Raw genomic sequence first — 14273 nt, 5'->3', positions numbered from 1 at the left:
TCTTTTTTTCATCTTGGGTAATATTCACTTGTCAAAGTTCAATTGCCAGAATTTAGCTGGCATGATCACTCAAGATTCCGAGAGATCATATAATTTTATTATCCGTTTAGTTCATTCATCATTACATGCAATTCATATTTTTTGTGATTACACTACTCAAACTTGCACTTAATTGGAATCAATAATGCCGTGATAATGAATCCATATAGTAGCGGAACAAAAATCAAAAAGAACTTGAATATAAAAGATTCTAGATCTTCGCTAAACACTGAAAGGCATATTCCATAGATAGCTGCACCTATTAAACTTGAAATAATAACTCCTGCTATAGCACAGTTAACAGCAACCACACATTCATGCCTTGTTGCATTATCTTCTATTTTAGTTTCCTTTGAAAGCACCCTAAAAAAGCCACCAGCTTTTCCGCTTGCTGCTAATATAATAAGAGTAATTCCTATAATGCAAAATAGTGATGGAAAGTCTAATATACGTATAAATATGATCTGTGAAGCCCCCTCAATGCCACTGCTGACATCTATGGTCCATAAAAAGCAAACCAGTAATATTACGCCAACAATTAAACACCCCACATTAGTTTTTTCATTGTCAAAATCCTCCCTTAAGCACCTTAAAAACAATCTACCCATCCACAGCTTTTAACATCTTCAAAAGTAATCTGTTGTTCAACTTCCTGCATAGTATCAGTAAAAGGCTCTGGTCTTGGCCTTAAGCTGAAAAATATTGCTGCCACAAGAATTGCAGTTACAACTACCCCAAAACAGATTGTTATTCGCTTTTTTACATACATAGTTCACCCTCCGAATTAGTATTCCTATATATATAACGCGCGAGATGCCCATTTCGGGACACAAAAATTGGAAATTTCTGATTACATAATAATAATGTTTGATGACTTGCTCTTTGTGACATGCTTTGCCTGATTTTTCTCCCCCTTGTTTTTCAATATGATGTCAGCTTATAAGCATATTTGCCCTTTCCAAATTCTTTTTACTTACAAATACGTGATATACATATGAAACAGGTCCTGCTGACTGTGAAAAAGTAAAGGCTCCCCCACCACCTACACTAGCTCCCATTGAACCATGCACCATAGTTCCAATTGAAGATTCATTCTTTTTTGTAACACACTCATATTCAATATTGTTATGCTTTAAGATCTCTGTAATTCTGGCAATTTCCATTGCTGATGAATCTGTTAAAAGCTTTGCTTTATCCCATGGCATTAACATACTCATAATCTCCCGTAAACACGTACTAATTGTTTTTCTAATTCAGTCCCATAGGCTCATTTTTTCCGCTTTTTCAAATAAGCTTCTGCCTTTCTGATCAAGGCCGCTACTATCTCTTCTTTTCTTCTAATAAATTGAACAATCAATAATACTATTAAGACTTGTAATGTGAAATTAATTATTTGAGTAAATAATATCATTTCTCCGTACCTCCACTCATAATCTGCAAGAAACTAATAGTAAAATTCAATCGTTCCGGATTCATAACTCTCATCATTTCCGAAAGCAGTTTCTCCTTTGCACCATCCACTCATGAAAAATAAAACATTTTCAAATTCAAATGTGCTATCCGCAAGGTATTGCTTTGTATCATATACATATTCTATGGCATAATCCTGCTTCGCTTCTGAAACAGTCTCATCCTCTATCATAGTCTCAAGTTTTTCTGTTGATGGGACTTTTAGCCTTTTAACAATCTTGTTATATTGAGATGAACCTTCATCATAACGCTCTGTAGTTCCATCTTTATAAACTACAACATGATCCGGCTCCGGAAGCATTTCTATTACTGCATTTTCATCAATGGTACTGCCTTCAACATCGGAAAAATTTAATACAATCCGCACAACAGCATAGACAATAACTAACGCAAAATACCCCCACGCCTGCCATTTTTGTGAAAAGGATTCGCCATCAATCTTTTTAAACATAGAATGAAAGAACAGAATAGTTAGAATTCCATACGGTAATGCCATTGCTAATATTTCTCCAACGCCAAGTGACGAAGGAGCGCAGATTATAACCCACAGTAGGCAGGAAAAACCATACCCGCCAAACAGAAAAATAATTAATCTGGTTAGTTTTTTATTATCAGGTCTCCATGCCCATCGTTCTCTAATAAAGAAAAATATTATAGCGATTAAAAGAGTAATTCCGATAGCCAAAAATGCATTCCAAATGTTAGAAAGCATACCGATTCTCCTCTCAATGTAAACATTTTTTTCTATGATTCTTATATATATAACGTTTGAGCTATACATTTCGTGACATAGAATATTCTTTTTATTAGTAACGGAAAATCATTTTTTCCTGATTTCTTCAAGACAACGTCCAAGCGGTGTCTCACCCTTCTTACATGGAATATTGGGTGCTGTTCCCTGAACTGCATTAATACTTCCATCAGGATTTTCGCCTACGCAGTCTGAAAAACCGATCAGTATACCCGAATCAGGAAGTAACAATAGAATCGGTGAAGTATGATTACCATCCCCCGATGTCTGTGTGCCTACTATAGTAGCCCAACCAGTAGCTTTGCAAAAACCTGTAAATGTTTCTGCAGCAGAATAAACATTACCACTTGTTAAAACCCATCTTTTGATCTCTTTATTGACTGTCTTCCCTTCATAATAATCAGAAGGGATACTATAAATAAGCTTACTATATCTGTCTAATCCCAAATCCTCGACCCAGTCAGGTGCATCACTCAAATCGGATACGGGAAAAGTTTCAATATTTGAACGATACTCTTCAAACAACGGAGACGATTTATAGTAATTACGAATCTCGTAATCATAGTGCCCACCAAATGGAGAAATCAGATTATCTGTCCAATAGTAATTGCTTCCCCCACTATTTCCCGTAATGTCAAAAATGATATGCTTAGTTTCAGGATATTGCTCCAAAGACTCATATATAATATCTCTGTCTCTATAAACAAGATCCCATCCAAAAGACGATATTTTAAGATATAGCGTGTCACAATCAGAATAGTATTGAGAAAAGATTTCCTCATTAGATGCGGAGCCAGTCTCATATTCCGTGGCCTCAGACACATCATAGCGTTTAGAAAGCAAAGGGCTGGTCACAACTTTTAAATATGGATCATTTTCCTCAGCTACCATATCTTTCTCTTCTTCCGGAACATAATAAGCCCTCATGTATTCACTAGGTGTAATTACACGCAGATGGGCAAAATTATTCAATTCCGAAAGCATGCTTTCTATTTTTCCATAAAATCGGTCTTCATCTGAAACAGATTCTATTTCCTGTGCATATCTCGAGTATATTTCATCCGTATCAATTCCCACAGATTGTAGATACGGTAAATACGGGTAGGTATTTCTGAGTGCATCCCACAGTACCTCATAATCGCTCATATATGGAGCTTCACCTTTTTCCTGGCTAAATGTAATGCTAACATTGTTACCACAAAATACCTTAATCTGCTTTATTAAATTGTCTTTATCATCTTCAGATAACTCACGTGCCCCGGTATCAATAGAAACTTCTTGAACCACTAAATCATCAGATACAACAGTTTCAACCTCTGCATCATCTATGTTTAGCTGTTCCGCTGTTACATCTGATAACTGTTTTTCTATATATTTCCCATATTCATCTGCTGTAACCGGTGTAGCATCTGTTAATGATTCTATATCCGCAGGATCTTCAGTTACATTTTGCTCTGATGAACCATTTCCGCATCCATTCAGTAAAAGCATGATGAATACTGCCCAAATGGTAATTCTCTTAGTCCAAAAAAATCTTCCCATACCCTTTACCCCTATTTTCCAGCCATCAGCTATTTTCACTAAGATAAAGACTAACCCGGCTCTGTATGATATCAGCCACCTCTTCCGCAGATTTCTGATTTTCATAATAAGCCCCGGATTCTTCGGTTATTATGTTTTCAATCTGGATTTCATTAGTTGATACATCCGTCACCGATGAAATGAAATCTATCACGGTTTCTGTTTCTTCCTTAGAGAGTTCATCGAGCTGGTATTCCTCATTTCCTATCCCAAGGATATCACCCGTATATACTTCTTTGCCCTTTGAATTAGTATAGTAAGGTCTTTCCTGCGCTTTTGCTGCCATCGCTTCAAGAGCACTTTTCTTTATTGGAAAATCCCTTTGTAATTTATTTCGATAATCATAGTCATAAAAAGACTTCATGAATTCCCAAGCAGCGTCTTTATATTTACAGTTGTGGTTCATTGCTATCTGCATTCCCATGGAGAGGAAGGATTTTCCTCCATCATTTGTTGGATAACCATTAAACTCTACATCCGTGCCAAAGTATCCATCAAGCAGCAGCTTATAGTCCTGAAAAGATGCCAGGGTATAATCCAAAAGAAGAGCTTTATTTTGCCTGAAGTATGTTTCGTATTCTTCCCACTCATCGTTATCTTCATCATCTTCTGTTTCTTCCGGAAACTGATTAATGAATTTCAGAAGATTAACAAAGCCCTCTGAATCAAAACTGCAGGTTCCATTTTCATAATTAATAAAAGTGCTTCCTGTGGTTTCGTAGAAGTCCGTGGCTGCATCTCTTGTCATATAGCCCATTCCGACAACAGGATCAATGCCATTTGCTTCACATATTTCTTTATAATTCTCCAGTGTGACCTTCTGATTTCCAAGCTTATCTTTAGCTGCAACACAGGTATTCACATAAAAAGACGGAACAACGGTATACAGTTCTCCATTTACTCTTGTGGCATCGACCACATTGGGTAAAAGATCAGAGATGCTAATATCAGGATCATTTTCAAAATATGAATCAAGAGGCTCAAACACACCTTTCTTCGCATAATTCTGAAGAGCTGCAGAATGGTAAACCACCATAATATCCGGGCCTTGCCCCTGAACCAGTTCCAGGCCAATCTTATCTACACATTCAAAATATCCTGATAAATCAGTCCCCCCACTTTCATTAGCATAATCAATCAGTTTAATCCTGTATTTTTCGCTATTCTTATTGAATTTAGATACCCGCTTTCTGACCTCATCAGAAATGAAAATGGTTCCAACTGTGATAATCTCTTTTTCCGTAATTTCTGATGGATTGATTTTTGTCAAACTTGCAAGTTCAGATCCTTCATCGGGCATTTCATTTATTACAAAGAGTTTTCCGGTTTCATCATCCCCGATATATGTCAGGTAATTTATTACTATATCCGATGCCTCAAAGTCACAGACAAGCGTCATCTGCTCGTCCCCGATATTAAAGGCCTTTATTCCGGAGCGCTCTTCAACATAAAAATCAAAGGCTTTTCCTGGATAGATTCTATTCCCATTCTGAGCATCGTTTGGAATAGAAACCTCTTCATCAAAATCCATCGTATCCGGGTTGTATTTTTTAATGATAAGACCGTTTTCATTGTAGGAATTGTCATATAGATATACGTTGCCATCTCGCAGCATATATAGATTTCCGAAGTAGTAATCATCAGAAGAATCATCATTTCCCCCTATGATTTCTTCTCCTTCATCGGTGTTTTCATCATAAAATGAAGATGCGCCTCTACTATAGGTCAGGATTCCCCTACCCTTAACATAGGCCATGCTCCCTACTGTCAGCTTCGAATCTGTCTCAGTAAGCGGTTTTTCCCATATAATATTCCCTTCTGCTGAAAGTTTTACAATAGTAGAAGTAGTGTTGTCAGCACGTAATTTTTCCGAGTAGGCAATCTCTTCCTCATTTTCATAAGCTTCCAGCCAATCATCGGTGTAAACTGTCTTTATCAGATACAGATTTTCGTCTTCGTCAGCTGTCATCTCACTGTATGCGATGTTATAGTCAGATTGAAGCGGAATCTCAGTCACAGTTCCGGAAGCATAATCAACCTTCATTATCTCCGGAGCAGCTTCGCTCCTTTCGTAGTAACCTATCAGTGTGAAAAAACTGTCCTCTGTGCTGCAACTGCTAATGCAGTAACTACTATCCTTTACAGGTAAGTCGATGTCCTCCCACCGATAAACATGATCCTTGTCAATCGCAGGTTCAGTATCAGCGTTTTCCTGCAGAGCTACATTTTCCTTATTTCCACATGCACCAATGATGGTCATGGTACATATCATGCCCATAGCTAATACTCTTGTCCCAAAACTCTTTTTCATAGTCCCCTTTTCTCCCATTTTGAAAGCCTTATCTCAATCTCGTTATGTAATGCCATAAGTATCGACTTTTAAAAACAGTCAACCCATCCACAGCTTTTAATGTCATCAAATGTAACTTCTTTATTTAATTCAGAACCATTAGTTAACGGCTCCGGTTTGGCAGACATATCCCCAAATGACACTACCGTTATAATTATTGCCACAATTACCCCCAAGCAGATTACTACCAGCTTTTTTGTATGCATATTATTCCCTCCGCTCCAAACAAAGTTTTCCCTTCTCAAGTATCTTTAATCCCCTCATTTATATAACGCATGAGCATTTAATTTCGGGACAGAAAATCTACTTATTTTAAGATTTTCTTCTGCCATATAATCCCAAGATAAGAGTAGAACACCCCATCGTTCCCACTATAGCTCTCCATATCAAACCGGGGATTCCAAATAATGGTGGGAATGGAGATTCTTGCTAAATTCATATTATCATCTATTTTTTCAGATAAATCTTAATAATTCTTAAGTTTTCCTAAGTCGTATAAAATCTATGTTATAGTAAAGAAAAACCATAATAAGGACACGTTATGAGCTCACAGACCATACTGATAATTGAAGACGATGAAAGCATAAGAGATAGCGTGAAAATTCTTCTTGAAAGTGAAGATTTTTCAGTATTAGAAGCTTCTTCCGGCGAACAAGGTCTTTCTATGCTAACTGAAAATACAGATCTTGTAATTCTTGACATAATGCTCCCCGGAATGTCCGGTTATCAGGTTTGCGAAGAAATCCGTAAAATTTCTGTTGTCCCTATCCTATTTCTAACTGCCAGATCTGCTGAAGAAGATAAGGTTCTTGGGTTCTCTTTCGGTGGAGATGACTATCTTGTAAAACCATTTTCATATGTTGAATTATCTTCAAGAATACACGCTATGCTAAGAAGACATAAGGAATACGACTCATCAGCATCTCGCATTAGTACCTGCAGTGAAGAATGGCTTGATCACAATGGTATAAAAATAAACACATGCAAAAACGAGGTGTTCATTGATGGAAATGAAGTATCGCTCACAGAAACTGAATACCAGATTTTACTACTTCTGATCAGCACTTCGGACAAGATCTTTTCAGCACAGGAATTATACGAAGCAGTATGGAATGAAACATATCTCCAGGATTCATCAAATACTGTAATGGTTCATATAAGGAAACTACGAACAAAAATAGAAAAAAATCCACAGGAACCGCGCAGAGTCTTAACTATTTGGGGAAAGGGTTACAAAATTGGCTAAAACTAAGACACGAAGCATTACAAAGAAAATAATGATATTGTTTGCTCTAAGCATGGCAGCTTCGCTTACATTATTTTTTATACTTTTCTCCACAGCAAATTATATTCTGGATGACATATTTCAAAACTCCAATTTTCGAAAAGACATATCTGACCCTCTGGTAAGCCGGTTTCAATACTACGTAACAGAAAAAAATTTAAAGGCGACAGAAACTTTTGCAATCCGTGACTGGGCCGAGGAAAACAAGGTCGACTATTTTACTATATCCAGAGAAAACCTTCTTCTTTATGACAATGCGTACATGGGCAAGATTCCTCTTGGTGATACAGAATCCGAACAACTAAATTACACCAGGCTATATATGAGCAATGTTCGATTTGCCGATGGTGATGCGGATGTTTTCATTTACAAGAATGTTGAACGGAAATACTATTTCACAGCATATGCAATATCTGCCCTACTAAGCGGATGTGCTGGTTTTGTAATAGTTCTGTTTAGAATAAAAAAGGAAGTACTTTATATCGTAGAACTTGGAAATGAAGTAAACAAAATGAATTCCGGACTCGAAAATGCCTCATTCCGTGTCATGGGTGATGATGAGATTTCAAGTCTCGCCGGTGCTATAGAGCACATGCGTACTGATCTAATAGAAAAACAAGAAAATGAGCTTAAGATGAAAAAGGCACAGGATAATCTTGTTCTTGGCATGGCTCACGATCTCAGGACGCCTCTAACAAGCCTTATGGCTTACATCGAAATAGTCAAACGACAGAATAACCTTCAAAATGTATCTGATTATTCCGATAAAGCATTACAAAAGGCTTTTGAAATAAAGAATCTGTCAGACCAGTTGTTTGACTTTTTTCTAATCAATTCCAATGCAAAAGATGAATTTGAAGTAGTTACGGTAGAATATGCATTTGGAGATTATCTTTCAGAACTATGTAATTATCTGGGTATGCAAGGCTTTTCTGTAGAAGTGCAGGAACTATCATGGCCAAATCAGAACGTATCCGTATCTTTTGATTACATTGGAAGAATTATGAATAACATCCAGTCAAACATAGTTAAGTATGCGGATAAAACAATGCCTGTATATCTTGGTACCAAATGTGATGGGAAAACTTTCTGTATCTCTGTTGAAAATACAGTTTCTGCCAATGCTAACAACAACTCAAGTAACGGAATTGGACTAAAAAATATCAATTCAATGATGAAAAAAATGAATGGGGATTGTCTTATTCATACCAGTAAGTCCACTTTTAAAATTGACTTGGTAATAGTCATACTATAAAAACAATCCTATTCTCCTTACATTGTTGGAGTAGATTATTGTTCTATACATGTTATCTTTTCCCACACATCTTTTCTATCATAATAATGCCGGAACAATATGATTTTTGCTCAAATCTTACCTGAGGAAACGATTTCATGATTTCCTCCACAACAAAATATATCTCATCATCATCCCAGTCACCACCTTCTTCTGACTTGCATTTTTCAAGATCTTCCCTTGTTTCAAATGCTACATCTCCAATAAGGATCTTTCCGTCTTCATTTAACCTGTCTATTAGTTCTGAAAAGAACCCTATCTTCTGTTCATCTGTAAGATGATGTAGGGAATAAGTTCCAATGATGAAATCAAACTTACAATCCTTAAGCTCTTGGACTAATCCTTTTGAAAAGTCTCCTTGATACAGATTCGCATCCGGCATTTTCTCCTTGGCCAGCTCAATCATTCGCTCAGAGAAGTCTTGACCATATATCACGCACCCATTCTCATAAAGCTTTGTAGTAAGTGTACCGGTTCCAAAACCAATATCTAAAACACAGGCATTCTCCTTGGTCATAACCTCTTGAAAAATACCGCCTAAAACATTCTTATATCCTGCAAACGGATACCTATCTTCTTCATCAGAAAGCCCTACAGCTGCATCATATCCATCTGCCCATAAATCAAAACCTCTATTATCTAGCATATACCCTCCGTAGATTCAGTTTCACCTATCTTGAATTCATACCACTCTTCATCTGTTTTCTTAAATCCTATCGATTCAAACATGCACTGACTCTGTGCATTAAAGGAATAAATATTAGCCTATGCCATACTAAAATCCTACCTCAATCGCAATCTTTCCATTTTCATAAGTTGCATTAAGCCTTAAATCCATGCGCTCCGTAAACAGCTTCACTATTGATAAGCCAAGACCGGTTGAATTCCTGCTTCCTGTTTCAACTGTAAAAAATCTGTCAAAAAGCTTATTAACATCGACATTTGAAAGCTTATCGGAGGAATTAGTAACCCTAAGGATTCCTTCATCAGAAAGCATAATTTCCAAATCGCCATCACTGTATTTAAGGGCATTACTCACAAGATTGCTCAGTATTCTCTCCACATAAGTGGGATAGAGATTTCTTATAATCTTTTTATCAGTGATATCTATCTCAGGATTAATGCCCATAGCCTTCAGTGAAGGATAGTAATTCATTATGCAGTCTTCAAGCATTCTGTTCACATTTACTTCCTGCTTGTCCTCCGTAATCTCTCCACCAGACATAAGTGAGTACTCAAAGAGCTCTTCTGTTAGCTTCTTCATGTGCTCTGTTCTGTTTTCAATCACTGACAGATACTTCTCCATTCCCGGACTCTTTTCCTGGCGCTGAGCAAGCTCCAAATACCCGCTGATTGCTGTCAGAGGTGTTCGCAGATCATGGGAGATGTTAGTTATTGCCTTCTTTATCTCCTGATCTCCGTTCTCGTACCTGTTGTAAGAATCTCTAAGTTTCTCAAGAGTCTTATTCATGGAAACTGCAAGCTCCCTAACTCTCCTGTCCCGGCTTGATACTGTAAGAAGAGTATTAGTGTGAATCCTCGCCCTCTCCTCATAACCCTCTTTAAGTTCCTTAAGAGAAAGCCTCATCGCAATAATCTTCATTGATAGAAATAGTATTATTATCAAGCAGACAATCAATAAATAATTCATTAAGCACTCCCAGTAAATCAATAATTTATGCATGAATCGGATCGATAGGTGTTACCTCATAGAAAAAAATCATCGCATCGAACCTGTCAGCAGGAACAAACTTACTTCGTTCCTGTCTGTACACATCCTGAATCGCGCCATATCCTTCACCGGCAGCACCGCAGAAAATAAGGCTGTGAACATTTTTATACACAATACTATTTTCATCCGTCACCCTTGAGAAATCAAGGCAATATGTTCCATTTTCAAAGTATTTCGCCTGATAGGCCAAGGGGTCATCACTGCAGTAAAAATGATCCGCTCTTTCGTAGTCATCATCGAAGGTACCGGCGGTATGAATATTTACATAACCCTCATAAAAATCGGTGCCAATACAAAAATAGCTACCTTCAAACAATCGGTCTATATGATCTCCCATGGTCTCATCATCATCGCTTGCTAAAACACTCTTTCCGCCCCTTCTTAAATGACCGCTGTGGGCTGTAATTATAACCTGACTATAGCCTCTTTCTTCTTCAATTTTCGAATAATCAAGAAGATTCTCTGCCATCTTAAGATCCCTGTTATAATCATTTTCTTCAGCATTCGTTTCATAGTTTGGTGCATCAATGTTAAGAACCACGCTCTTTGCCACCATGCCAAGCTGCTTAGCCTTAAGATCATCCATAGAAAGTAGTCTCTCATACATGGCTACGAACTTCTCGCGTTCCGAAGAGTATTGCTCTTTGTCATATATATCAAGGGGAAGGATAAAGCTCTTTTCCTCCTCTGTTATAAGGGTTCTTTCTTCATTTATGATATCCTGCAAATATCTGATTGCAGTACTGCCACCCTGAATATCCACACCGTAAAACATTAGTGATTCTTCATAAGGTAGATTTTCGTTATACGCTCTCATCCATTCCAGAAGGTCTGCTATTTCAGCTGTATCATAAATTGGATAGCTCTGTTTTCCGACTACTTCCGTTAGATCTGCATTCTCATCATGAAGTGCATCATTAAGCATCGCGGCATCACCGACTGACATTTCAAAGCAGATGCATCGTCCATTGCCCTCTTTTACGACCTTTTCAAGAACATCTCTTTTCACAGTCTGAAACTCGCGGTTTCCATGAGTTGCCTCTCCGATGCCAACTGCCCTTGTATCTGCAGGAATCCTGAAATCTGCAAAGCACTGTCCAATTTCTTCAATCCCATCCATTTTTCTTTCAGTAGAAAAAGCTTTGGTCGTTCTTATCCCCACCAACAAGCTTACAAAAACAGCCACGGCTAATATACATGTGCAAAAAAAATATTTATATCGTCTCATTTTCTATCCTGCTCCCAGTCTTATTTCAGGTCTCTCTTATCAAGTCCGGCTGTTGCAATAAGCGTCATCGCCAGCGTAACTACTATAGAAATAACCATCTGCAAAAATCTTCCCGGATTAATATAATCATCAGCAAGACCTGTTCCCGAAAACCACTGTCCAAACACTGTCATGTTATAAATGATTACGCCAACCTGCTTTGCAGCTCCCTTCAAAACAAAGGACAAAAGTGCATTACCTATCATTGTTCCTGTGTAATAGACATTCAGTATAAGGAAAGCAGAAATGCTAAGCGCAACAATCTTAAGAATGCGGAAGCTGATGAGCATCATTGTCGCAATATAACCGCAAAGCGCAAAAAACATAACGATGTTAAGCAGGGCTATTTCCCAAAAATCTCTTGCTCCACCTAAAATTCCTCCCAAAAGGTAAAAAATCATCATTATAGCCAATACACTAAGATGTCCCAAAAGATGGCTATAATAAACCTGCTTCTGAGAATAGCCGGCTACTATCTTGTTTCTGATGACTCCAAAGCGATATTCCATGTTCGTATAAAGCGGTACAAATATTGTAAAAAATCCCATCATTGCAATGCTTATAAAAAACATTCTTCTGTCCGGACCCATATTTTCAAAACGTCCTGTCATCCCCATCACGTTTGCAGTAAATATATAGGTAGCAAGAAATGCTATGATACAACCTCCTAAAAAAATGAAGTTTGCGGTTATTCTTTTCATATTAGCTCTATATAAATTGATCATTTTTTGTTTTCTCCACGTATGAATTCTTTATTTTAATTCCCTTTTACTAAACACAATCAGGCCGATTACTACTGAGATGACAATCATTGCAGCACATCCCGTAACATAAAAGCGCATTTCGTAATGTGGTCTTATCATCAGATATGAATAGGGAATATATTTGTCCACAAAGCTGTATACTGCAAGCTTTGCTCCTGTGAGCTTGCAAAATCCCTTCTCAGGATATAGCTTATCAAGGATAACTGTATCCCAGACCTTCATTACAAATGCAATAAGAAGACCAATCACGTAGGAAAGCTTACTTCCTCCAAGAATCATGACAAGTGCTGTTGAAAAAGCCCCAATCGCCATGCAGGTCATTACCACGACAAGCCAGTAGTCAGCTACTTCCTGAATTGAAAAGTTTATAAAGCCTACCGAAAATAAGCCGATAAAGGGTATTGATATGAGACATGCGAAAACAGTATACAAAGCCCCCTGAAGCATTCCACCACAAACTGCGGACAAAAACGCATCCCTTCTTTTGACTCCGGATATAAGTTTGTTTCGGATGCACCCGCTTGAAAACTCTCTGTCAGTTATGAACAGTGTTGCCGCTGTCACAAGGAAAGCTGCCACCGAAACAAAGACAAAAGCGATATCATCAGCATCAATTTCCGATACACCAATAAAAGCATAAACAACTTTTATATGTGCAAAATAGAACACTTGATAAGCAGCAATAATTATAAGTGCCAAATGAAATGCACGGCTCAGCAATATACTCCTGGTATCAGCATACAGATTTCTGAACATTCTCATTACCTCCAAGAAGTGATAAATAGAAGGCCTCAAGACTCTCATCATGCTCCTGCATATTTATTATTGTGCATCCAACCTTCTCGAAATCTTTTGCAACTTCTGAGAATGTGAGATCTGCATAAACATCTGCCGTATTGGAATCAACAACCTTGTAATCTATTTTCTTTTCCTCCATAACCTTGGATAAAAGCTTTATATCACTTACTTTCATGCGTATGGATTTGCGACATTCATCGGTGAGTTCCTCTGCGGTCATCTGTCTTACAATATGTCCCTTATCTATAAAACCGTAGTGAGTTGCAACCTTAGCCAGTTCATCCAGGATGTGACTTGAAATCAGAAATGTGATTCCCCTTTCTCTGTTGAGCTTTAATATCAGTTCTCTCACTTCAATAATTCCCTGAGGATCAAGACCATTTATAGGCTCATCAAGAACAATGAAGTCCGGACTTCCGCAAAGTGCCACCCCAATTCCAAGACGCTGACGCATACCTAGCGAAAAGTTCCTTGCCTTCTTTTTCCCTGTCTCCGCAAGTCCAACCATTTCAAGTATCTCGTCGACACAATTATAATCAGGAAGTCCAAGCATTAGACACTGCTGAATAAGATTGTCTCTTGCTGACATATCCAGATAAACTGCAGGTGACTCAACAACCGCTCCCATTCTGCGTCTTGATTCTGAAATATCCTTATCTGTAAATGACTTGCCCATGAGTTCATAGGTTCCTGAGCTGGGACGCTGAAGACCTGTCATTACTCGTATGAGTGTTGTTTTACCTGCACCGTTTTTTCCCACAAATCCGTAAATCGCACCTTTGGGTATTTCCATATTTACATCGGAAAGCGCAGTGAACTTCCCGTAACTTTTGCTTATTTCATTAGATTTAAAAACGTATTCCATCTCTTTTTTCATCCTTTCAATGTTTATCGCTGAAAATAAAATACCACCTTCTCGTCAAGAAAGTGGTATAGAAATCG

15 protein-coding genes are annotated in these 14273 nt (G+C 37.8%); 2 read left to right on the top strand and 13 right to left on the bottom strand.

Annotation, left to right across the window (positions count from 1 at the left end; all coding sequences use genetic code 11):
• Positions 1-152: 152 nt before the first annotated feature.
• The 7 genes from G602_RS0112630 to G602_RS30460 all read right to left on the bottom strand — a co-directional run bounded on the left by G602_RS0112630 (position 153) and on the right by G602_RS30460 (position 6397).
• Complete coding sequence (locus G602_RS0112630) at positions 153-647, bottom strand: hypothetical protein (protein ID WP_155829864.1); 495 nt, start codon at positions 645-647, stop codon at positions 153-155.
• On the bottom strand, positions 629-808 hold the full coding sequence (locus tag G602_RS0112625) for a hypothetical protein (RefSeq protein ID WP_026659346.1): 180 nt from the start codon (positions 806-808) through the stop codon (positions 629-631). Before G602_RS0112625 ends, G602_RS0112630 begins: the two co-directional genes overlap by 19 nt.
• A gap of 163 nt (positions 809-971) precedes the next feature.
• Positions 972-1250, bottom strand: a complete 279-nt coding sequence (locus G602_RS0112620; RefSeq protein ID WP_026659345.1) for a hypothetical protein — start codon at positions 1248-1250, stop codon at positions 972-974.
• Between the two features lie 233 nt (positions 1251-1483).
• Positions 1484-2221 (bottom strand): hypothetical protein, encoded by a 738-nt coding sequence (locus G602_RS0112610; RefSeq protein WP_026659344.1) that lies wholly within the window; start codon positions 2219-2221, stop codon positions 1484-1486.
• A 108-nt stretch (positions 2222-2329) separates the two neighbouring features.
• On the bottom strand, positions 2330-3802 hold the full coding sequence (locus tag G602_RS0112605; RefSeq protein WP_026659342.1) for a S41 family peptidase: 1473 nt from the start codon (positions 3800-3802) through the stop codon (positions 2330-2332).
• A gap of 25 nt (positions 3803-3827) precedes the next feature.
• Positions 3828-6152, bottom strand: coding sequence for an ABC transporter substrate-binding protein (locus G602_RS0112600; protein ID WP_196808666.1), 2325 nt, complete (start codon positions 6150-6152; stop codon positions 3828-3830).
• Positions 6153-6220: 68 nt separating this feature from the next.
• Positions 6221-6397: a hypothetical protein gene (locus G602_RS30460; RefSeq protein WP_155829860.1), complete on the bottom strand. Its 177-nt coding sequence runs from the start codon at positions 6395-6397 to the stop codon at positions 6221-6223.
• A 335-nt stretch (positions 6398-6732) separates the two neighbouring features.
• On the opposite strand from G602_RS30460, the gene G602_RS0112590 reads away from it, so the two are divergent.
• The gene (locus G602_RS0112590) at positions 6733-7437 is read left to right on the top strand and encodes a response regulator transcription factor (RefSeq protein WP_026659340.1); all 705 of its coding nucleotides are present in this window, start codon (positions 6733-6735) and stop codon (positions 7435-7437) included.
• Positions 7430-8731 (top strand): sensor histidine kinase, encoded by a 1302-nt coding sequence (locus G602_RS0112585; protein ID WP_026659339.1) that lies wholly within the window; start codon positions 7430-7432, stop codon positions 8729-8731. Before G602_RS0112590 ends, G602_RS0112585 begins: the two co-directional genes overlap by 8 nt.
• A gap of 52 nt (positions 8732-8783) precedes the next feature.
• On the opposite strand, the gene G602_RS0112580 is transcribed toward G602_RS0112585, so the two are convergent.
• The 6 genes from G602_RS0112580 to G602_RS0112550 form a co-directional block, all read right to left on the bottom strand.
• Positions 8784-9416: a class I SAM-dependent methyltransferase gene (locus G602_RS0112580; RefSeq protein WP_026659338.1), complete on the bottom strand. Its 633-nt coding sequence runs from the start codon at positions 9414-9416 to the stop codon at positions 8784-8786.
• 129 nt (positions 9417-9545) lie between these two features.
• Positions 9546-10421: a sensor histidine kinase gene (locus tag G602_RS0112570; RefSeq protein WP_026659337.1), complete on the bottom strand. Its 876-nt coding sequence runs from the start codon at positions 10419-10421 to the stop codon at positions 9546-9548.
• 25 nt (positions 10422-10446) lie between these two features.
• A complete protein-coding gene (locus tag G602_RS0112565) occupies positions 10447-11730 on the bottom strand; it encodes an erythromycin esterase family protein (protein WP_026659336.1) in 1284 nt (427 codons plus the stop codon).
• Between the two features lie 20 nt (positions 11731-11750).
• Complete coding sequence (locus G602_RS0112560; RefSeq protein WP_026659335.1) at positions 11751-12494, bottom strand: hypothetical protein; 744 nt, start codon at positions 12492-12494, stop codon at positions 11751-11753.
• A 27-nt stretch (positions 12495-12521) separates the two neighbouring features.
• Positions 12522-13289, bottom strand: coding sequence for a hypothetical protein (locus tag G602_RS0112555; RefSeq protein ID WP_026659333.1), 768 nt, complete (start codon positions 13287-13289; stop codon positions 12522-12524).
• Positions 13267-14196, bottom strand: a complete 930-nt coding sequence (locus G602_RS0112550; RefSeq protein ID WP_026659331.1) for an ABC transporter ATP-binding protein — start codon at positions 14194-14196, stop codon at positions 13267-13269. The genes G602_RS0112555 and G602_RS0112550 overlap by 23 nt, the downstream gene beginning before the upstream one ends.
• Between the last annotated feature and the right edge of the window lie 77 nt (positions 14197-14273).

It is taken from the genome of Butyrivibrio sp. AC2005 (assembly GCF_000424145.1).
Lineage (GTDB): Bacteria > Bacillota > Clostridia > Lachnospirales > Lachnospiraceae > Butyrivibrio.
This window is presented reverse-complemented; position numbering and strand designations above follow the sequence as displayed.

Excerpts from the sequence above, each read along its gene's own strand:
- G602_RS0112630 (WP_155829864.1), bottom strand. The coding sequence starts at position 647 with ATGGGTAGATTGTTTTTAAGGTGCTTAAGGGAGGATTTTGACAATGAA.
- G602_RS0112625 (WP_026659346.1), bottom strand. The coding sequence starts at position 808 with ATGTATGTAAAAAAGCGAATAACAATCTGTTTTGGGGTAGTTGTAACT.
- G602_RS0112620 (WP_026659345.1), bottom strand. The coding sequence starts at position 1,250 with ATGTTAATGCCATGGGATAAAGCAAAGCTTTTAACAGATTCATCAGCA.
- G602_RS0112610 (WP_026659344.1), bottom strand. The coding sequence starts at position 2,221 with ATGCTTTCTAACATTTGGAATGCATTTTTGGCTATCGGAATTACTCTT.
- G602_RS0112605 (WP_026659342.1), bottom strand. The coding sequence starts at position 3,802 with ATGGGAAGATTTTTTTGGACTAAGAGAATTACCATTTGGGCAGTATTC.
- G602_RS0112600 (WP_196808666.1), bottom strand. The coding sequence starts at position 6,152 with ATGAAAAAGAGTTTTGGGACAAGAGTATTAGCTATGGGCATGATATGT.
- G602_RS30460 (WP_155829860.1), bottom strand. The coding sequence starts at position 6,397 with ATGCATACAAAAAAGCTGGTAGTAATCTGCTTGGGGGTAATTGTGGCA.
- G602_RS0112590 (WP_026659340.1), top strand. The coding sequence starts at position 6,733 with ATGAGCTCACAGACCATACTGATAATTGAAGACGATGAAAGCATAAGA.
- G602_RS0112580 (WP_026659338.1), bottom strand. The coding sequence starts at position 9,416 with ATGCTAGATAATAGAGGTTTTGATTTATGGGCAGATGGATATGATGCA.
- G602_RS0112570 (WP_026659337.1), bottom strand. The coding sequence starts at position 10,421 with ATGAATTATTTATTGATTGTCTGCTTGATAATAATACTATTTCTATCA.
- G602_RS0112565 (WP_026659336.1), bottom strand. The coding sequence starts at position 11,730 with ATGAGACGATATAAATATTTTTTTTGCACATGTATATTAGCCGTGGCT.
- G602_RS0112560 (WP_026659335.1), bottom strand. The coding sequence starts at position 12,494 with ATGATCAATTTATATAGAGCTAATATGAAAAGAATAACCGCAAACTTC.
- G602_RS0112555 (WP_026659333.1), bottom strand. The coding sequence starts at position 13,289 with ATGTTCAGAAATCTGTATGCTGATACCAGGAGTATATTGCTGAGCCGT.
- G602_RS0112550 (WP_026659331.1), bottom strand. The coding sequence starts at position 14,196 with ATGGAATACGTTTTTAAATCTAATGAAATAAGCAAAAGTTACGGGAAG.